Source organism: Brakhagea baltica (assembly GCF_052161605.1).
Classification (GTDB): Bacteria; Planctomycetota; Planctomycetia; order Pirellulales; family Pirellulaceae; genus JBKCUI01.
Genome location: NZ_CP197409.1, coordinates 1,650,867 through 1,670,808, shown reverse-complemented (window position 1 = coordinate 1,670,808; position 19,942 = coordinate 1,650,867). Strand labels below are relative to the sequence as shown.

The 19,942-nt window shown below is 51.4% G+C and carries 13 protein-coding genes and 1 tRNA gene; 4 read left to right on the top strand and 10 right to left on the bottom strand.

Going from position 1 to position 19,942, the window contains the following annotated elements; genetic code table 11:
- Window position 1: 1 nt before the first annotated feature.
- The 7 genes from SH449x_RS06470 to SH449x_RS06440 form a co-directional block, all read right to left on the bottom strand.
- A complete protein-coding gene (locus SH449x_RS06470) occupies window positions 2–676 on the bottom strand; it encodes a hypothetical protein (RefSeq protein WP_482380509.1) in 675 nt (224 codons plus the stop codon).
- A complete protein-coding gene (locus SH449x_RS06465) occupies window positions 673–1,614 on the bottom strand; it encodes an ABC transporter ATP-binding protein (RefSeq protein ID WP_482380508.1) in 942 nt (313 codons plus the stop codon). The genes SH449x_RS06470 and SH449x_RS06465 overlap by 4 nt, the downstream gene beginning before the upstream one ends.
- On the bottom strand, window positions 1,577–1,990 hold the full coding sequence (locus SH449x_RS06460; protein ID WP_482380507.1) for a GntR family transcriptional regulator: 414 nt from the start codon (window positions 1,988–1,990) through the stop codon (window positions 1,577–1,579). The genes SH449x_RS06465 and SH449x_RS06460 overlap by 38 nt, the downstream gene beginning before the upstream one ends.
- 50 nt (window positions 1,991–2,040) lie before the next feature.
- Window positions 2,041–5,292 carry an efflux RND transporter permease subunit gene (locus SH449x_RS06455; protein ID WP_482380506.1) on the bottom strand — a complete coding sequence of 1,084 codons (3,252 nt, stop codon included), beginning with the start codon at window positions 5,290–5,292 and terminating at the stop codon, window positions 2,041–2,043.
- 47 nt (window positions 5,293–5,339) lie between these two features.
- Window positions 5,340–6,848, bottom strand: a complete 1,509-nt coding sequence (locus tag SH449x_RS06450; RefSeq protein ID WP_482380505.1) for an efflux RND transporter periplasmic adaptor subunit — start codon at window positions 6,846–6,848, stop codon at window positions 5,340–5,342.
- Between the two features lie 49 nt (window positions 6,849–6,897).
- Window positions 6,898–7,614, bottom strand: coding sequence for a TetR/AcrR family transcriptional regulator (locus SH449x_RS06445; RefSeq protein ID WP_482380504.1), 717 nt, complete (start codon window positions 7,612–7,614; stop codon window positions 6,898–6,900).
- Between the two features lie 96 nt (window positions 7,615–7,710).
- Window positions 7,711–8,607: an HDOD domain-containing protein gene (locus tag SH449x_RS06440; protein ID WP_482380503.1), complete on the bottom strand. Its 897-nt coding sequence runs from the start codon at window positions 8,605–8,607 to the stop codon at window positions 7,711–7,713.
- Between the two features lie 377 nt (window positions 8,608–8,984).
- Between SH449x_RS06440 and SH449x_RS06435 the strand changes: the two genes are divergently transcribed.
- Together SH449x_RS06435 and SH449x_RS06430 are read left to right on the top strand one after the other, a co-directional pair.
- Window positions 8,985–9,761: an ABC transporter ATP-binding protein gene (locus SH449x_RS06435; protein WP_482380502.1), complete on the top strand. Its 777-nt coding sequence runs from the start codon at window positions 8,985–8,987 to the stop codon at window positions 9,759–9,761.
- Window positions 9,758–11,962 (top strand): ABC transporter permease subunit/CPBP intramembrane protease, encoded by a 2,205-nt coding sequence (locus SH449x_RS06430; RefSeq protein WP_482380501.1) that lies wholly within the window; start codon window positions 9,758–9,760, stop codon window positions 11,960–11,962. Before SH449x_RS06435 ends, SH449x_RS06430 begins: the two co-directional genes overlap by 4 nt.
- A gap of 475 nt (window positions 11,963–12,437) precedes the next feature.
- Here the strand turns inward: SH449x_RS06430 and acnA are convergent, their stop codons facing one another.
- From acnA to SH449x_RS06415, 3 genes are all read right to left on the bottom strand, one after another.
- A complete protein-coding gene (gene acnA, locus SH449x_RS06425; RefSeq protein ID WP_482380500.1) occupies window positions 12,438–15,158 on the bottom strand; it encodes an aconitate hydratase AcnA in 2,721 nt (906 codons plus the stop codon).
- Window positions 15,159–15,297: 139 nt separating this feature from the next.
- Window positions 15,298–16,803: a hypothetical protein gene (locus SH449x_RS06420; protein ID WP_482380499.1), complete on the bottom strand. Its 1,506-nt coding sequence runs from the start codon at window positions 16,801–16,803 to the stop codon at window positions 15,298–15,300.
- Between the two features lie 521 nt (window positions 16,804–17,324).
- The gene (locus SH449x_RS06415; protein ID WP_482380498.1) at window positions 17,325–17,996 is read right to left on the bottom strand and encodes a methionine-R-sulfoxide reductase; all 672 of its coding nucleotides are present in this window, start codon (window positions 17,994–17,996) and stop codon (window positions 17,325–17,327) included.
- Between the two features lie 223 nt (window positions 17,997–18,219).
- Here SH449x_RS06415 and SH449x_RS06410 point away from each other — a divergent pair.
- Together SH449x_RS06410 and SH449x_RS06405 are read left to right on the top strand one after the other, a co-directional pair.
- Window positions 18,220–18,309: transfer RNA gene (locus SH449x_RS06410), tRNA-Leu, on the top strand.
- Window positions 18,310–18,395: 86 nt separating this feature from the next.
- Window positions 18,396–19,844 carry a phytoene desaturase family protein gene (locus SH449x_RS06405; RefSeq protein WP_482380497.1) on the top strand — a complete coding sequence of 483 codons (1,449 nt, stop codon included), beginning with the start codon at window positions 18,396–18,398 and terminating at the stop codon, window positions 19,842–19,844.
- The last annotated feature ends 98 nt before the right edge of the window (window positions 19,845–19,942 follow it).

Genomic DNA, 19,942 nt, shown 5'->3' with positions numbered 1-19,942 from the left:
CTTAAATCAAATCCCGTTTTCGTGTCTGGGTAAGGAACGCAATGGCAAAAGAAACCAGAATGATTGCACACTCAGCAGCCACAATCCAAACAACGGACGATGGCCACGAAATAACATCCCCTTTGATCACTTCTGCCACCTCTGGAATCGCAAAGAGCTTCATTAAAAACACGTTAAGGAACACGTTACACGCTACCATCACGCAAATAGTGGCTCCAATCGATTCGAACGCTACGGCCGTCATCAGTTGCAGATTGAAGCCAGCCAACAAGAAAAGAAAAATAGCAGGTAACACGATCACTGCTCCTCGATGCGAGCCGGGTATCATAAAAGTGAGACCTGTGATGATCATAAACATGGCCCCCCACGGGATCAGATAGGTGGTCAAGATCACAGCCATCTTGCCGATGGAGTAATCCAAGAAACTCACCGGCAAGCTAAGTATGAATAGTCGTGTTTGGTCGGTCGTCTCGCTCAGCACCAGCGTTCCAATCAAATGGATACCTGACGCAATAGCGATCGTTATGGTGAGAATAAAACCTGCGAATGAGATGCTTTTATCTGGGGCACATGCCAGCATGCAGCAGATGACTCCCACGAGAAGATAGGCAAACAGCGGCTTGCGACTAAGGAACAGGTCCTTCAAAAACAAGATCTTTATGGCTTGTATGTTCATCGGGATTCTCCCTCCCTCCCTCTCATTACGGCGTGTATGAAGATTTCCTCGAGCGTTAGCGGTTCCACTGATTCAACAATGGCCCCTGAATTCAGCAATACGCAACGCACTTCTCCAGAAAAGTGCTCACATGTAAGCACCCGAAATGTGTTGAGTTCGGAGTCGACGTGCAACCCGGAGACTACAGGTACTTTCCAGCCTCGCGGCACGACTAACTTTAAGCGTTTCCAACGTGATAAGAATTCCTCTCGATCTCCCGTCGTTACAATCTTTCCACGATCGATAAATGTGATCGAGTCGCAGATTTGTTCCACGTCTTGCGTGTTGTGCGATGAATAAAGGATGGTCCGACTTTCATCTTCTACAACTCTCATGATCTCGGTGTGAACCTCATGCTTTGCTACGGGGTCCAAGCCGTTGGTCGGCTCGTCGAGTATGAGTAGTTTCGGACGACGTGCAAGCACCAAAAGCAACATTGCTTTTACACGTTGGCCGTGCGATAGGCTCTTTATGGCTTGCTCGGGTATCAACCCAAAACGATGAACTAACTCGCGTGCATAATCTTCATCCCAGGTGGGAATCATCGATTTTACAAACTGCATGTGCCATCGTATCGACTCCGGTTTGTACAACCGCATGTCATCAGAAAAGTATCCAATCTCATGCTTGGCATTCGACGCACTGAGCGAGATATCCTGTCCAAGCACCTTCACACGCCCACGGTCCGGATGCACCAGTCCCATAAGGATCCGCATGGTGGTCGTTTTGCCTGCACCGTTCGGACCTATGAGACCCGCTACTACCCCACGTGGAATCGCTAAGCTTATCCCGCTAAGCGAGAAATGTCGGTATTGCTTGTTGACACCATCTAAACAGATCGCGAGTGGCGAGTCGGTTTGCTCATTGGTCACATGCATTTTGCTTACCATCGTCGTCATTGTCGTATTGCTCCCCCATCAGACGGGTCATTTCCCGTTTGGATTTCCCGAGTAATTTGCCCAGACTCGCACCTTTTGCTAAATGCTCTCGCATTTCCATCTCAAGCAACTCAGAGGCGAGCCCCGGTTTGTCCGCAACAAACGAACCTCTTCCCTGCCGAGTGACTATGACCCCGTCTCGTTCCAACTCCAAATACGCGCGCTTGATTGTGATGACGCTGATTTGAAGATCGGAGGCCAACTGCCTTATTGATGGTAATTCAGCGCCAGGCAATAGATCGCCCGCAGATACTCGCCTCTTTATCTGGTCGATCACCTGCGTGTAAAGCGGACGACTATCAGCCTGCGAAATCCGAATCCAACTGTGCTTAGTCATATACACAGTATGCACAGATGGGGACTATTAGTCAAGGGGTGCGTTTGCCCTTAGAGTGGGGTTGGGGAGGTTCGTATGCTGAAGATGAGCTTGATGACGCACGGGACCAACGTCAATGCGATGATCGAGGCTCCTAGGACACCGGCACCGATCGCGACGGCCAAAGGCGGCCAGAACGCGCCGCCACCCAGAATCAATGGCATGAAACCGATCACGGTCGTAAACGTGGTTGCGAGTACGTGACGAGTGACCTCCATCACAGTGTGAACCATCGCGTCAACATTCCCAGACTTGGCCGCTTCATTCTCTTTCAAGGCAGCAACAACGACGATCGAATCGTTGATGGCTATCCCTATGAGTCCCATCGTGCCGATGATCGCCATGAAACCAAAGGGATACCCAAAGCACCAAAGAGCACCCATTCCTAATCCCGCTGACAAAAAGGCAACGAAACCGATCAGACCGGTCAATCGAAAAGACCCGAGGGCCAATACCAAGGCTCCTACCATGCAAATTGCCAAAACAGAAACGTTGGCCATCAATCGTGAAACAGCATCATTTCGCTCCGAGGCTTCACCGCCAAATTCTAGACGATACCCGAGCGGCAACTCGAATCCGGCCGCTTGCATAGCTGTCTGCAAGTCCTGTAATGCTCGCGACGGGAGAGTCTCTGCGAGTATGAACGCTTGAAGCTCGTTCATTCGTCGACCGTTGAAATGGTTTATGAGAGCACGTTGCGGTGCTAGCTCAATCTGGGTCACGTTCGAGATCGGGACGAGCGATGTTAAACGTGTGGTTGGTTTGGAACTAGTGTTGGTTGCGGAACCGCTGGGGCTCAAATCCGATGCTCGCCCTCCCACCAATGCCATCTCTTGCAACGCCATCAAACCATCGCGACGATCACCCGACAATCGCACGCGAACGGGGATCTGTTCGACTTGTTCGAGGATCGTTCCTGCATAGAGCCCCTCGAGCCTCGAGAAGAGTTGGTCTGCGACATCCTTTTCCGAAATGCCGGCCCAGCTCGCTTGACCTTGGTCGACTTGAATCTCGGCCATGGGACGATTCTCGCTTAGGCCTGTTTTGGTATGCGTTACCGTCGGAAGGGTGGTGGCTATCTGCCGGAGTTGTTCACCTATCTCATGTAAACGATTCAGATCGGGACCAAAGATTCGCACTTCAACAGGGGCTTCGAACGGTGGTCCCTGCTCAAGCTGCCTGACCAGGACCCGAGCGTGTGGAAAGCGACGATCGCACTCTCGTTGCAGCTGACGAATCAATTCGCCCGTCTCGAGGTTCGAGTCGATTTTTACGATCCCCTGGGCATAGCTGGGTACGTTGCGACGGCGAGCGATGAGATTGTAGTAAAAAGATGGTGCACTTTCCCCTAGAAACCATGACGTGTTCTTCACCCGCTCATTTTCTCGAAAGAGCCGGTCGAGTTCGAGTACCGTTTCACGAGTTTGCGAGATCGAGGACTGAGGCTCCATCTCAAGCTCAACATAGAATTGATCTCGATCCGCAGGTGGAAAGAATTGCTCGCTCAATTGAGTCGCAGCTACAAAACCTAAAACGGGAAGTATCATCCCAAACCCAACCCCCAGCCATGGTCGGCGAAAGATCCAAGCCAAAAAAAGTTCATATCGCTTGGTCATCCAGGCAAACGAAACTCCATGGTCGAGCGTTTGACTCCAGAGCGAATAAAGAGGGGCTAGCCATTTACGTCTGTTGCGGACAGAGTTAGCCGAAGCCTCTTTAACCGTCGACGTTTCCTCACTTGAAGCTGAGTTTTCACTAACTGTTCGCCCCAGCAACCAAGCCGCCATGGCAGGCAACATCGTCATCGACAGGGCCAGCGATCCAAAGATCGCCAGCATGACCGTGATGGCAATGGTACCGACAAACTCTCCGGCTGGCCCCTCCATGAGGGCGATCGGCGCAAACGCTAAAGCTGTGGTCGCCGTCGACGCTAGCAATGGACCGAACAGCCGTGCCACCATGTCAGACGCTGCTTCCATCGGGCTCAGTCCTCGCTGCAACCCGATAGTGACCTCGTCTGCCGCGATGATAGCGTTATCGATTAACAGCCCCATCGCGATAATCATCCCCGTGACCGACATCTGGTGAATCGGAATTCCGAAAGCTCTCATACCAGCCAAGACGATCATGGCAGTTAGGGGGAGCGTTAGAGTGACCAGCAATGATGATCGCCAACCTAAAAATACGAACGTCATGCCAGCTACGGCAATCACCGCAACACCTAGATTGCTGAGCAAGCTGTTCATGCGATCATTGACATAGCGATCTTGCGTCATGACCAATTGCAACTCAACACCCTCGGGAAGCGAACTCGAGAATGCTTCGATCACTGGCGTTGCCAAATCGTTCCATTGATCGATACGAAAGTTGCTTCGCAGGAGAGCACTCACTACAATCGCTGGCTGAGAATCGACCATCGCCAGAGCAGCAGGCGGGTCAGGTGTACCCCGTCGGATGCTGGCAATCTCTTCAAGCTGAAGCAATGAACCTGGCACGGAAGATTCCACCGTCGCCTTAGCAATATCCTCGAGGCTCTGAAATTCGTTTCGAAACTGCACGATCGTGTCGGATGCACCCGATCTCAGAAAGCCCGACGCAGACTTGACATCAGCATTGGCGAGCCGCATAGCTACTTGTGCGGGCGACACCCCGGCAGCTGCTAGATCGGCCACATCGAGCTCCACGAGGATTTCTTCGGTGGGATCACCGAACAGGTCAACCTTTTTCGTGCCCGGCACTGCTAGCAGCTGATCTCGCAGTTCCCGTGCAAGGCGACGCATGACACCGTAACTCGGTGGTTCCTGTCTGTTCCAGACAATTCCGCCGACCCAAGCGTAGGCAGAAATCTCCGCTTCGGTAAACTCCGGTCGCGTCGCACCCTCCGGTAGCTTGCCAATCGCATCCTCGATTTTACCCCGCACTTTGGACCAGGCCGGTCCTGGGTCGTAGATGTCATCGCGCAGTTCGACCGAGATAAACGATGCTCCGGCGCGACTTTGCGATCGCAGACGCTTAATCTCGGGCAATTCCCGCAACCGCTCTTCCAATTTTTCGGTGACCAAAGCCTCGACTCGCTGCGCATCCGCACCAGGGAAGACTGTGACAATGTTCCCAGCGCGCTGTGTCAGTTGAGGGTCTTCCATACGTGGCAGCACCCAAAGCGAACTCACCCCAGCAGCCAAAGCTAGCAGTACAGTTAGAGCACTTAGGCGTGGGTCTCGGTAAAACCAACCTGCCAAAATTCCTATAGGATGCTTGGTCACGGTTTATCGTCCTGTAAAGAAGATTATAGGAATCGGAGTTTGAAACATCACCGAGCTGGCACGAGTCGGTGGGGCTGTAGATCGTGCTTGGCATAAACCCACTGACCGGGAGTCACGCGATGCACTCCATCGGTGATGATCCAATCTTGACCGTTGACAGTTCCCTGGATTTGCGTCCAGTCTCCCGTTGATCGCAAGATCTCGACATTGCGAACCTCGATTCGGGTTAACCATGGTTCTGAGGTTAATCTAGCGGACTTAGAAGTCGACGAGAAAGGGTTTGACGATGGAGCTGCTGGCTTCGGCTCTGGCTGCCCTGATTCTTTGACCACATGCAAATTCCAGAGTCCTCTCACCCCTGGAGTCAGGGCAGCTGTGGGAACCCACCATCCTTCTGATGAGACTGGGACACGAATGGTGACGTCGACCGCCTCGCCTATGACCAATTCTGGAATCGGTGCACCACCTTGTTCCAATTCATCTTGCTTTAAATTCACAGGCGTTTTGATGCCAAACGCTACTTCTAGATTGCGTGTTCTTTCGTCGATAGCAGGAGCGATTCTTCGGACGGTGAGCGGGGCACATCCTGATCGGGATTTGAGGGTAGCGGTTTTTAAAGTCTCTGCGGCCGTTAGTTTTGATGGCAGCCCGACGCGGATTTCCAGGTCTGTACTTTCAACAACCTCGAGAACCGATTGGCCTGGAGAAACGACTACCCCTTCGTCAACAAATCGAGCTTGAACCCGCCCATCAAAGGGGGCAATAATTTCATGATCTCGGAGCATGGCATCGATCCGCTCAATTTCCGACTGCAAACTTTCTACCGTAGCCCGAAGGTTCTCGATTTGTTCTGTGCGAGTTCCTTCGACAAGCATGGCGAGTTGCTGCTCCGCACCACGCAGTTGGGCACGAGTCATGTCGACCGCAGTGAGGTTCTCGTCATGTTCTTGTGGGGAGATGCTCGATGAACGAAGCAGTATCTGGGTGCGCTCCGCCGTGTTCATTCGCAATTTCAGGGACGCCCTCAGCTCCTCGACAGTTGCCGCAGCACGTTCCAGTTCTTGAGGCCGAGGGCCTGTGATCGACTCCTGTAGTTGAGATTGAGCTCCTTTCAAACGTGCCATCGCTACACTTTTTTGTGCGATCAATTCCCGTTGGTCGAGCGATGCCAGTACTTCACCCGCGCGAACCGAATCTCCTACGTGCACATGAATGGTTTGTAGCAGCCCCATGTACTTGACTGCTAAGCGGCTGGTTCGTTTGGCGGTGACTAATCCTGTGAACCGTTGTTCGAGCAATTGTTCGGTTCCTTCGCGCAGTTGCATTACATGCACAGTCAGTAGTTCTTTGTCTGTGGCAGCGGAATCTTGACCAACGGTGCCCGCCGCTCCAAAGTCGCTTGCTGAAGCGGGCAGCTGATCTGGTGCTGTCAGACTACGCGCATCCAAGCTCGTAGAACTTGGTGCCGGGATGCCACCGAAAAAGTAGCCTCCGGCTCCTCCCAGCGACACCAACCCCAGTGCGGAAAACCCAATCAAAATTGTTCGTGACGACATTTTTTGACCCTGCGTCAATTTTTGGTTAAAAAAATACCGAGTTAGAGGATTAGCAGTGAGCATCTCGGCTCCATTTGTCTCTTAGAGAATCCATCATCTCTTGCATTTCCTGAAATGTGACCAGCGGTTGCCAATTGTATCCGTTCATCAAGGTCCAAGCGTGGTAGCGGATCGACCTCGTCGGTTCTATCACCCCGACTTCGGAGAGGGTAGGACTGGTAGTCATGATTAACTGACTTCCAAACATGATGGACCAAAAACCAAAGACAAACTCCTCGGGCTTGAGGAGTTCTGGCAGAGCGAGGTCTCCGACCGCCACGGCATCCCGCACGACTCCCGAGACGATGGACATGATTCCCAATTCGCACTGTTTGACCAAATTTTGCCGAATTTCGCTGGATTTTTCGAAAACCATGCCGTTTCGCATCATGTCTTCTACAGCGGCATGTTCGGCGTATTGCGTAGCATAGAAATCGCATGCGCACCCGATTGCAGCCATTCGTTCTCGCGGCACTCTACGCGATACGGATGCCTTTTCGAACAGATTACGACGCAACTCCATCGATTCGATCGCCAGAGCCACCACGATTTCCTCTTTGTTAGGGAAGTGGTTGTAGAGAGTCCCTTTAGCATACTCCATTTCTGCGGCCAAACGATCCATGGTCAAGCTAGCGTACCCCTCGCGGACTAGAATAGTCCGAGAGATTTGCAGAATGCTTTGTTCGCGTTCCTGGATTTCGCGTTGCTTCCTCGTTTTTGTCCTCATACGTCAATTGTTGACGTATCGTCAGAAAAAGCAACCTGAATGAGGCGGTTCTCAACAAACATGGCGAAGATATCTCTTTTTTTCCGCAGATGCTCGTTAGTTTTTGAGCCAGTCGTTAAGCGATCTACCTGGAATGGGCAACTGGAGAATAGGGGCAAACTCGCTAAACGACGCATCGACTTTGGCAATCATGTCCTCCAGTTCAACAGGGCGTTCTCCGACGATGCGATCAAACGCAGCTTCGAATTCCTCTTGCTCACCCCACTCCTCATCCTTGCAGGCAGGCAAGAGCGATGCGACGGCGACACAGGCCGCGTCTCGCTTTGCCGAGCTTCCCTCGAGTAACTCTTCGACATCGGGATGTCGTTCTATTAAGAGTGAGAACTCCTCTGGAAGGCGCCAATTGCGACAAAGAGCAGCGGCAGCTTGTGCGTGATCCCATCCGAATAGTTCCTTCTCCAGGCAGGATAGCCGAACTCGTTCGGAGGCTCTTCGTTCGATCAAGGACTCATAATGTTCAGGCAGCGCTTTCAATAGCAGCGGGATCGCCATATCCTGCAATAAGGCGGCTGCGAAAAGATCTTCGGCATTCGTGAGCTTCAGCGATCTCCCAAGTTCTCGAGCAAACACGGCCCTTCTCAAGGAATCTTGCCACAGGCTCTTCAGATCAAAAGGTCCAAACTTGGGATTGGGAACTAGAGAAAACACCGCGCTCCACAAAGCGAAGTTCTTGATGGTACGAGCTCCTACTAGCTGAATGGCCTGTGAGACGGAACCGATCTCGCGACTAAAACCAAAGTACGAGGAATTGACGAAGCGGAGGATTTGTCCCATGAGCCCCGCGTCTGCTTCGATGGGCCGAGCATACTCTGCTGGACCGCTCTTTGGGTCGTTGGAGATTTCGATCAATTTGATGGCACTTGTGGGAAGTGCTGGGAGCTGGGTGTTGGAGAGAATCTCTTCGAGGCTTGCAATCGATTTCGTCGCGGTCATTTCAGAGTCCGAGAATTGTGCGTGTAATTTTGGTTCGTTGGCGGCTAACTTGAATAACAGGAGAGTGATACGGACAACCCTCCTCAGGAAACGTAGTACTTGAATGGGCAAATGCAAACGTTTGTCACCATCAAGATGCGAAACAAGGCCAACGAATGTGCAAGCGGAGGATATTCCGGCCTCCGGGAGTGTTCTAAGTTGATCGTTTATGCCAATTGTTTTGCTTCTGAGGGCGATGAAACTGTGTTGCCCGCTTTTTTCGCCCCTGGACGCGGCCTGGCGATCCGCAAAGTGGTATCCATTACGTGGTTTACTCGGAATAACAGAAGATTAAGGGCGATAGACTCGTCTAACACGTTTTCAATCACTGGTCTTGCATGGAACTGGTACAAGTTACCAATCTAACGAAACACTATCCTGATGCGGAGATCGGTGATCATCCAGCAATCGACTCGATTTCGTTCACAGCGAAGGCCGGGGAGGTATTCGGTTTATTGGGCCCGAATGGAGCTGGGAAAACTACGGCTTTACGGATTCTTGCCACCATCCTTCAACCTTCCTCTGGAACAGCCAGAGTTTGCCATTTCGACGTGGTGAAGCAATCGGACTACGTGCGCCATTCCATAGGCTACGTCTCGAACAATACCAATGTTTACGACCGAATGTCCGCTTGGGAAATGGTGGAGTACTTTGGTCGACTGTATTCGATTCCCGAAGAACCCCTTCAGGAGAAAATTAGCCATCTTTTCGAGAGACTTCAGATGATGAGTTTCCGAGATATGCCGGGGGCCAAAATGTCGACAGGCATGAAGCAAAAAGTCTCTATCGCACGAGCCCTCATTCATGATCCACCTGTCATGATTCTCGACGAAGCCTCTTTGGGACTTGATGTACTAGCCGCTCGCGCCTTACAGGATATCGTCAGGCAATTAAGAGACGAAGGGAAATGTATCATTTACTCGTCTCACATTATGCGTGAAATCGAGCGAGTTTGTGATCGTGTGGCCATTATGTGGCGAGGGAAAATCATAGATAGCGGTACACTCGCCGAACTTGCCGACCGCCATCAAGAATCAGACTTTGAAGAAATTTTTTATCGCCTGCTACTGCAAGGTAATGACACACCCCTTTCGCGAGAGGAATTGCTCACGTGAGATGGAGTCATATCCAACTAATTTTCACACGAGAAGTGCGCGATCAATTGCGAGATCGACGCACCATGTTTACCGTTCTGTTTCTGCCGCTGCTTTTGTATCCTCTGATGGGTTCCATCATGTTCGAAGTGGCTCAGTTTCATCGTGAACCACGAGTTGTCATCGGTGTTGTCGGAGCGGAGAACCTACCAGAGTCGACATCTATCCTCGACGATCGGGCAGACGCACCAGTCCATTGGAAAGCCATTCCACAGTCAGAACGAGTACAGGAATGCCTCGAGGCATACCTGGCGCAAGAACGAGACGAGCCATCAAGTTCACCGCATGCAGCCAAGCTCGCGGGTGATACTGAGAAATCGATTCAAAGGAAGCAAGTCGAGAACTGTTTACGAGAACTCTCGTGCGATAGTATCGTCTGCATCCCACCCGACTTTCGAGCAAATCGATGGAGTTCGTCGATTCAAGTCATAAGCAATCTGAGCTGGGAACGCTCTACCATTGCGAATAACATGTTTGAACGCATCGTTCGAGAAGAGCATGCTGCATGGCTGCGTCAAACACTGGAGCAAACCGAGCTAGGCGCTGGAATCATCAACCCACCACGGCTGCTGACCGTCGATATTTCGCAGCCTAGTCAAAAAGGGATCTTTCTTTGGTCCAAGCTACTTCCGTTTGTTGTATTGATCTGGGCGCTGACAGGTGCATTCTATCCCGCTATCGATCTGTGCGCAGGAGAAAAAGAGCGAGGGACCTTGGAAACTTTGCTTTGCAGTCCCGCGAGAAGACTAGAAATCGTCTGGGGCAAATTGCTAACGATTATCTGTTTCAGTTTGGGTACCGCACTTCTTAATCTGGCCAGCATGTATGTAACTGCATCCATGGTCATCGGGAGAATGGCAACAACGACGTTAGCCGCAACATCGGATATGTTGGCACCATTGCCGTTCCATTCGCTCGGTTGGCTGGTCCTGCTGGTCGTCCCCATTTCCATTATGTTCAGCGCTTTAGCACTGGCGGTGGCGAGTTTAGCTAGAAGCACAAAAGAAGGCCAATACTATCTGATGCCTTTGCTTCTAGTGGGATTGCCACTCGTATCGCTACCCATGTTGCCGGGGGTGGGATTGTCTCCCGGAACGAGCATTATACCGGTGACGGGAGCGGTCTTGCTGTCTCGTGCTCTGATGGAGGGAGAGTATCTTTCCGCCCTTCTTCATCTACCTACGGTTGCGACTGTCACGATACTATGCACGTTGCTGGCTGTTCGATGGGCAGTAAGGCAATTTGAAAATGAGACCGCCATGTTAAAGGATGGCGGACGGTACTCACTCAAGAATTGGCTTCGAGATGCATGGAGAAAGCGGGAATCAACCCCCACCGTAAACGAGGCTGTTGTATGTGGTATGCTCATTCTGGCGATGCTGTTCTTTGGACGGCTGAGCTTGGGAGTTTCCGAAATCACCTGGAGCAATCTAGCTGCCAACACGCTGTCGCTGCAGTTGGGGCTAATGCTCGGTCCCGTATTGATCATGGGCGTTATGCTCACCAGATCCATGAGATGTGCGTTTCGGCTCCACCGAGTCTCCTTGCCCGAATTGGCGACTGTCGGGTTATTGGCGATCGCGATTCACCCGTCTTATGTGACCATCGCTAATGCAATCAATAGTGAGTACAAACTCGGTGAAGAGACGATTGCCTTATTGCGTCAGGTCGACATTGTTATTGCTTCGGCTCCTTTTTGGCCCGTCCTGCTATGCTTGGCAGTGCTGCCAGCTATTTCCGAAGAGCTAGTCTTTCGCGGATTTCTATTCTCAGGATTAGAACGCAACAATGGCACTTTACGAGCTGTGCTCGCAACGTCGTTACTTTTTGGGCTCTCGCATGGCGTTTTGCAGCAATCCATATCTGCGGCCCTTATGGGATTGTTACTAGGTTGGATAGCTGCGAGAAGTGGAAGTGTACTGACGGCGATACTCTTTCACATGCTCCACAATGCGATCTCGCTTACTTTGGCAATTAACGGGCGGCAAGGCAATATGCCACCGGACTGGCTCAGTTGGGCAATTGCACATGACACGAATGCATGGAGCTACACCGAAATGTGGTGCACTCTAAGTGTCGGTGTTTCCATCAGCCTGGTTGCTTTCCTGGCTATGCGACCACGGATCTCACCGAAACAGGTATGCGTACTGGACCATAAATAGAGGAACGGCATAGAGTTGCAAACTGCAATATCAAACAACACTCCTGCAGAGGTAATTTCCTCACCTCGACCAAGACCTACCTCGACAATCTGCTCCTACGCGTTGTGGCAGCCTACTGGTAGCATGACGAAACGGCGGAAGCTTTGATAGGTTGGGAAGTGTTTCGACATAATCCGAGCCAGGGGCATTTTCAAATCCCTGTGGCTAGAACGTAATAGTCGAATTCGTGCCAGCCACAAACCTGGCTATCGCTTGTTTGCGGGTCAGCACTTAGCCCACACTAAGCCCTCGCTCGAAAAGTCCTCCGGCAGGTTCGGGGAGGCTCATGTCTAGCGAAATTGCTACTCCGGTCCTTGACTGCTTCACCCTTATTCAGAAATCCGTTTTCGCCACCGACCTAAGTCAAGAACCGTAAGAGAAAATTCCTTTCGTACGGTTCTGGACGGGAGATGAGTAACGGGTAACTATCAAGCAATTAAGCTTGAGCCAGCTTGCGGAGCACGGTCGGTAGAATTCCACCGTTTCGGTAATAGTCTATCTCCACCGGAGTATCGATCCTAACGATGGCTGAGAAGCTTGTCTTGGTACCGTCCGCCTTCGTCGCAATGACCTGAACAATGCTTCGAGGCTTCAGGCTGTCGTCGAGGTCGGGAATGTCAAAAACTTCTTCACCTGAAAGCCCAAGCGACTGAGCTGTTTGCCCATCAGCGAATTGAAGCGGCAAAACACCCATGCCCACGAGATTGCTTCTGTGGATTCGTTCGTAACTCGCGGCGATGACAGCCTTGATTCCCAGTTGCAACGTCCCCTTTGCGGCCCAGTCACGCGACGAACCGGTACCATACTCTGTTCCCGCCAAGATAATGAGCGGCGTGTTTTCCTGTTGGTACTTCATGGATGCATCGTAGATACTCATCTGCTCGCCAGTAGGTAAGTAGCGTGTAACACCACCTTCAATGCCAGGGGTTAAACCATTTCGAATCCGAATGTTCGCAAAGGTTCCACGCACCATGACTCGGTCGTTACCGCGGCGCGCTCCATAGCTGTTAAAATCTCTAGGATTCACGCCGTTCTCGACCAGGAATCGCCCCGCAGGTCCGTCTTTTGCAATCGAGCCCGCTGGCGAGATGTGATCCGTTGTGACCGAATCACCTAGCAAAGCTAGTACTCTGGCACCGGTTATTGGCTTAATACTGCCTTCGGCGTTCGTGATGCCTTCCAAAAACGGTGGGCGTTGAATGTACGTGCTCTTCGCATCCCATTGAAACAATTCTCCCGGGGTAACGGGAATCGCATTCCAATTCTCGTTGGAAGTGAAAGCGCTGGAATACTGGTTCACAAACATCTCGGGCAATACTGCACTCTCGATGGCCGCATCTACCTCTTCACGCGTTGGCCATATTTCTCGGAAAAACACAGGCTTGCCATCCCGATCGGTCCCGATAGGCTCACTTTCGAAATCGATATCAACCGTTCCTGCCAGGGCATATGCCACAACAAGTGGTGGGCTCGCTAGGTAGTTCGCGCGAGTGTGCGGATTCACTCGGCCTTCGAAATTGCGATTACCGCTCAATACCGCTGCCGCGACTAGATTGCCGGAGGTAATAGCGGTTGCCACTGCGTCTGGGAGCGGACCGCTGTTCCCGATACAGGTCGTGCAGCCATAGCCTACGACATGAAAGCCTAGCGTCTCCAGCGACTCGAGCACTCCTGCTTTGGTCAAATAGTCTGTTACAACACGGGATCCTGGGGCCAAACTGGTCTTCACAAATGGCTTTACCTTGAGCCCTCGCTCTGCCGCTTTCTTGGCCAAAAGCCCCGCTCCTAGCATCACCGACGGGTTGCTGGTGTTGGTGCAGGAAGTTATGGCCGCAATGACGACAGCACCGTGGGCAATGTCAGTCGTGTGACCATTGTCAGCTACAGTACCAGTTGCGCTTAATTGCTCAGTCGGTAAGCCAAAGCCACGCTCAGCAATCGGTGCACTCAACGCCTTGGAGAACGATGCTTTAACGGTTTTGAGTGGAACGCGATCTTGAGGTCGCTTAGGACCTGCCAATGATGGCTCGACCGATTCGAGATCTAACGTCAACGTCTTGGTATAAGTCAACTCGGGTGCACCATCCAAACGGAAGAGCCCTTGCTCTTTGCAGTAACGCTCGACCAAGTCAATCTCATCGGACGTGCGTCCGGTTCTTCGCATGTAGTTGAGGGTCTCACCATCAACAGGGAAGAAACCCATCGTTGCACCGTATTCTGGGGCCATGTTAGCGATCGTTGCACGGTCGGCCAAGGTCATGCGGGACATTCCCTCGCCGAAGAACTCCACGAACTTATTGACGACACCTTCTTTGCGAAGAATCTCAGTAACACGGAGCACCAAATCGGTTGCGGTCGCTCCCGGTGCTAACTTTCCGACCAGCTTCATACCCACCACCTCAGGCATGAGCATGTAAAGTGGCTGTCCGAGCATGGTGGCCTCGGCCTCAATACCACCTACGCCCCACCCCAGTACCCCGAGACCGTTGATCATCGTGGTGTGAGAGTCCGTTCCCACCAGGGTGTCCGGGAATGCAACGGCCCCAGCATGATCCTTACCCTGGAAAACGACCTTAGCAAGGAACTCCAAATTGACTTGGTGAACGATACCAGTGTTCGGGGGAACCACTCGGAAGTTGTCAAAGGCTTGCTGTCCCCAACGTAGGAACTCGTACCGCTCTTTGTTGCGATCGAACTCAACGCTTACATTTTTGCTCAATGCATCGTCGGTCCCAAAATAGTCCACTTGGACGGAGTGATCGATCACCAGATCTACAGGGATCAAAGGGTTGATCTTTTTTGGATCCCCTCCGAGGGCATTCATGCCGTCTCGCATGGCGGCCAAATCGACCACGGCAGGCACACCAGTGAAATCCTGCAAGACAACTCGAGCCGGTTTGAACGGGATTTCCACCTCAGCTGGTTTCGCGGCTGTCCAATTGGCCAAGTTTCGCACATCCTCCTCGGATACTTGATAGCCATCGCAGTTGCGAAGGACGGCTTCGAGCAGAATTCGGATGGAAAAGGGGAGTTGAGAAACGTTGGCAACGCATCGTTTTTCCAGCTCGCTTAATCTGTAAATCCCCAGTTCCCCGAGGGAGCTTTTGAATGTGCTTCGTGTGCCAAACGGATCGGTCAGTCGGTTTGCTGAGGACATTGAATTAACGGTGGGTAAGGATGTAATTGAAAGATTAAGCTGGTATTGTAGCGAAGAAGTCCAAAAGAAAAACGGCCCGCAATTGAAAGTCAATCGCGGGCCGTTTGATTTTTCGGGTTAGGCAAAATAGCCTATCGAATTAGTTGCATCCGCAGCCAGTGGCGACAGGTGCAGTTGTTGCACAACCGCAAGCGGAGGCGGCCGGAGCACATGGAGATGCTGCCCCACGTGTCACTACCGGTACGGTAACAACCGTTGGTACCATCTTGCAAACGGTTACGTCCACTTCAACTTGCTCGGTAACAGGAGTGCAAACCTTTACGGTTCGCATTTGCTTCTCCTCGACTCGGTCGCAAACGGTTACGCTAACTTGACGTACCTTTTCTTCGGTCACTTTTTCGCAAGTAGTCTCGGTGTACTCAACCACTTTGGTTTCTGGAACCATCGTGCAAACCTTGTACTCGACTTCCTTGGTCTCGTCGACGTATTCGCAAACCTTCTTTACACCCGTCTTTTGGACGGTTTCGCATACGACCTTCGAAACTTGTCGAACATGTTGTTCTTCAACAGTCTTCGCTTGCTTAACGGTAACAACCTTGGTCTCTGGAACCATTACGTTGCGCGTAGCAGCCTTCATTTGCGTCGTTGCTACCATGCGGCACTTCTTGACAGTCACTTGCTTTTCCTCAACCTTACAGGTTCTAACGCTGTAGGTGTAAGGAACGTCAACCCACGTCTTTTGCATGCAAGTAACAGGAACTTGCTGGGTAACGATGTTAGGAACCCAAACCTTTTTGCATACGGTTCTGGTGGCAGGAACTTCACAACCACAAGCAGGTGCTGGGGTTCCGCAGCCGCAAGACGTCTTGCAACCGCGAGCCGCAACAGGAGTTGCACATGGCACTTCGACCATGACGGTTTGGTAAGAACCGCAGTCCTTGGTAACGGTCTTCATCGTGGTGACAGGGACAAGCTTACAAACTTTGCGTACGCCGGTTTTTTGTTCAACTTGTGGAACCTGAACCTTGACCGTAACGACTTCTTCGTAGTACTCAGGTACATGAACGGTCACGGGAACTTCGTAGGTCTCTTGCTTGCAAACGTTTACGGTCATTTCCTTTTGAACGTCTTCGTAAACGACTTTGCAGGTGGTATAGGGAACTTCTTCAACGACAGTCTTTGGTACTTGCACGGAGTAAGTATACTCAACGTCCTTCATGACTGGGACCTTTTGAGTCACAACTTGCTTCTTGACTTCTTCCTTGGGGACCATCAGGGTGACTTCGCGAGTCTTGGTTTCGGTCTTAGGAACCATCTTAACTTCGGTGTACTTTTCTTCCCGAACTTCTGTTCGAGGAACCATCTTAACGACAGTGTACTCTTCCTGCTTTTCTTCCGTTTTGTAGGTCGTTTTGTTGACCATTCTCTTCTCTACAACTTGCGTTGGAACCATAACGGTCTTTTCAACGTAAGTTACTTGCGAACCACATGCTGCGGCACCAGCGGAAGCAATAACTCCGCCGACAGATCCACAGCATGCGCTGGTCGCAACAGTCGCTGCACTGCCACAACCGCAGTCAGCATAAACGTTACTGGCCCCAAAAATGGCGGCCAGCCCAAGTGCAAACACTGGGCGGAACTTCATAACAGTCTCCTAGATGTAAAATGAATTAGGCCATTTGGCCAGTCGTAAAAAGTATCCGGACCCGCGTGCTCGAAACATGCACTGGGGTGAAAACTCAATGGGTGATTAACTTGAAGCGAAAGCGACGCAAGCGTTTAAAGACCGGCTTGACTCGGGTGACTCTTTCAACCGTTTCCCGTTCTCGCATAAATCAGAGTTTAGCTATGCTTCTATCACAGCAAAAGTAGGGAGCCGCAAATTTTACCCATTTTTCGTGTATTGCCTAAACATAATATTGTCGCAGCGTGAAATACGCCTCCGGATAACCGCTGCTTGCCGGGAAGTTGCGATAGGCTATATGAATAACTGAACCTCAGACCTGCATGATTAGCTAGAGCGATGCTCTATAGGGCGCAGAGATCTTAGAGTAAGAGACAACCTCCTCCTCTCGAAAAAACGAGAGGAGTTGGTTTCGTGGCAGTGAGCCCAATATGAGATGAGCAATCTGCAAGAGCTATTTTGATCAATGAACGTAAAAGGGACTAATTCTTCGCATCAACGCCGGATTTATCCCCGAGTCCTACAGAATCCGCTGATTCGGCGGCATCATCTTGCTTTGCCTTTTTGTTCTTTTCGTCTTCGATGTCTTCGGCCTTGATAACTTTCGGAAGCTCTTTTCCGCGTGGCACGAAATTCATCGAAACGCTGTTTACGCAGTGGCGAGTATTCTTCATCGTGAATCGTTCACCCTCGAAAACGTGTCCGAGATGTCCACCACAACAAGCGCAAACAATCTCTACCCGCCCGGTTCCGTCCGTTTCTAGCTTTCGCTTCACGGCCCCCTTAATTTCGTCATCGAAACTCGGCCAGCCGCAACCGCTATGGAACTTGCTGGTCGAATCGTAGAGCGGTGCGTTGCATCGCTTGCAGATGTAGGTCCCATCGCCAGTAGAGTCGGTGTATTTGCCAATAAATGGCCGCTCTGTCCCCTTGTAAAGGATCACCCGCTTTTCCTCAGTGTTCAAATTGTTGTACTTTGGTGTTTGATTCACTTTTTTCGCAGAACCTTTCCCTTTTGTTTCTTCGGTCTTGGCTTCTTGTTTGGTGTCATCTTTTCCACTTTGGGATTTGCCGTCTTGCGAAGCAATCATTCCCATCGCCATTGGAGTCAATGCGAGAATCCCGACTCCAGCAATCCATAATTTCCGTTGCATCTCAGTACTCCAGCACATAAGCCATGAATCAGTTCAACAACCAACATAGTGGGACGTCACAGCGATAAACCGTTAGGCCTCCCTCTAATTATAGGGTTGAGGGAACCGGAATCCAGTCCGATGTGGCGGGTACTCGAAATTCCAAGACTTGATTTGGCTTGACCATTCTGACGGTTCTGGCTAATTTCTCCGCATCAGTTGATGTTGCCAAACGACTGTTTTTGCGGATGTGGCGGAATTGGCAGACGCGCTAGACTCAGGATCTAGTGGCCTAATACATACGGCCGTGGAGGTTCGATTCCTCTCATCCGCACCTACAAAGTGCATAATTCGCCCCTCTACGGATTCGTATCCCACGATACTCGACCCACCCATCAGGGGGGAATTACCTAAAAAAGTATGCCGAAAGATTTTTTAGCGGGAACACGGGCGGAATACGACGTGGTAGTGATCGGAAGCGGGTTGGCCGGGATGACCGCTGCCAACATTCTTGGCCGCGCGGGCCATAAAGTCTTGCTCGTCGAACAGCATTACAAACTTGGCGGACTGGCGACTTGGTTCAAACGCCCGGGCAGCCACACGTTCGATATCTCGCTTCATGGCTTCCCGCATGGGATGATCAAGAGCTGTCGTCGCTATTGGAACGATGAAATCGCGAGCAACATCGTTCAGTTGAAGAATATTCGCTTCGATAATCCGATGTTTTCGCTGACGACGACCTTTAATCGCGAAGACTTTACCCGCCTGCTGACCGATCGATTCGGGATCACAGCCGAAGCCGTCACTGCATTCTTCGACACTGCGAGAGGTATGAACTTCTACGACGACCAGTCGATGACGACCGGGCAGCTTTTCGAAAAATTCTTCCCTGGTCGGGAGGATGTAGTGCGCTTGCTGATGGAGCCTATCACTTACGCGAACGGTTCCACGCTAGAGGATCCCGCCATTACCTATGGCATTGTTTTCTCGAACTTTATGGCCAAAGGGGTCTTCATCTACGAGGGAGGCACCGACGACCTGGTTTCCAAGATGCAATCGGAACTCCAGAAAAATGGAGTCGACATACGAATCCGCTGTGATGTCTACAAAATCTTGGTCGGCGACTCTGGGGTTCGCGGCGTGATTGTTAACGGGAAAGAAATCAAGTGTCGCGCGGTGGTCAGCAACTCCAACCTCCGATCTACCATCTTCCAAATGGTTGGTGAGGAAAACTTTGACCCGAATTTCATTGCGGATGCTGGCAAAGTTCGTCTCAACAACAGCAGCACCCAAGTCTACATGGCCCTCAAGCCTGGCAGCTATATCGACGAGTCGACCGGCGATTTGCTGTTCTGCTCAACGGCCAATCTATTTCGAACAGATCTGCTCCTCGATCGAAACATTACATCCCGAACGTTTAGCTTCTACTACCCGCGCACCCGTCCGCACAGCAAAGAGCGATTCGCGGTCGTCAGCAGCACCAATGCCAATTGGAGCGATTGGGCCAATCTAAACGAGGAGGAATACGAAGCCAGCAAGAAGGAGTTGGTAGAAACAACCATCGATTCGCTGGAAAAATACGTGCCCGGCTGCCGCGATATGATCGAGCACGCCGAAGCGGCAACACCGAGAACGTTTCATCACTACACCAAACACCAACTGGGTGCGAGTTTTGGCACGAAATTCGAGGGCTTGGCGGTATCAAGAGCACTACCCCAACAAATTTCCGGCTTGTATCACGCTGGCAGTGTCGGAATTATCATGTCCGGTTGGTTAGGGGCTATCAATTATGGGGTAATCGTCTCAAACGAAGTCGATCAAATGCTCCTCCGCACTTCAACATCTCTGCCGCAGACCACTTCTACATGACTTTCTCGCAACTATGGGACGCTTCCAGGATTTCATCCTTGACGTATGTCCTCACCAATCGAGAATAGAGCCCTTAAAGCCTGTCAAATTAACTTACT

Bases quoted from the DNA above. Each gene is read 5' to 3' on its own strand.
- SH449x_RS06470 (WP_482380509.1), bottom strand. From the start codon at position 676: ATGAACATACAAGCCATAAAGATCTTGTTTTTGAAGGACCTGTTCCTT.
- SH449x_RS06465 (WP_482380508.1), bottom strand. From the start codon at position 1,614: ATGACGACGATGGTAAGCAAAATGCATGTGACCAATGAGCAAACCGAC.
- SH449x_RS06460 (WP_482380507.1), bottom strand. From the start codon at position 1,990: ATGACTAAGCACAGTTGGATTCGGATTTCGCAGGCTGATAGTCGTCCG.
- SH449x_RS06450 (WP_482380505.1), bottom strand. From the start codon at position 6,848: ATGTCGTCACGAACAATTTTGATTGGGTTTTCCGCACTGGGGTTGGTG.
- SH449x_RS06445 (WP_482380504.1), bottom strand. From the start codon at position 7,614: ATGAGGACAAAAACGAGGAAGCAACGCGAAATCCAGGAACGCGAACAA.
- SH449x_RS06440 (WP_482380503.1), bottom strand. From the start codon at position 8,607: ATGACCGCGACGAAATCGATTGCAAGCCTCGAAGAGATTCTCTCCAAC.
- SH449x_RS06435 (WP_482380502.1), top strand. From the start codon at position 8,985: ATGGAACTGGTACAAGTTACCAATCTAACGAAACACTATCCTGATGCG.
- acnA (WP_482380500.1), bottom strand. From the start codon at position 15,158: ATGTCCTCAGCAAACCGACTGACCGATCCGTTTGGCACACGAAGCACA.
- SH449x_RS06420 (WP_482380499.1), bottom strand. From the start codon at position 16,803: ATGAAGTTCCGCCCAGTGTTTGCACTTGGGCTGGCCGCCATTTTTGGG.
- SH449x_RS06415 (WP_482380498.1), bottom strand. From the start codon at position 17,996: ATGCAACGGAAATTATGGATTGCTGGAGTCGGGATTCTCGCATTGACT.
- SH449x_RS06405 (WP_482380497.1), top strand. From the start codon at position 18,396: ATGCCGAAAGATTTTTTAGCGGGAACACGGGCGGAATACGACGTGGTA.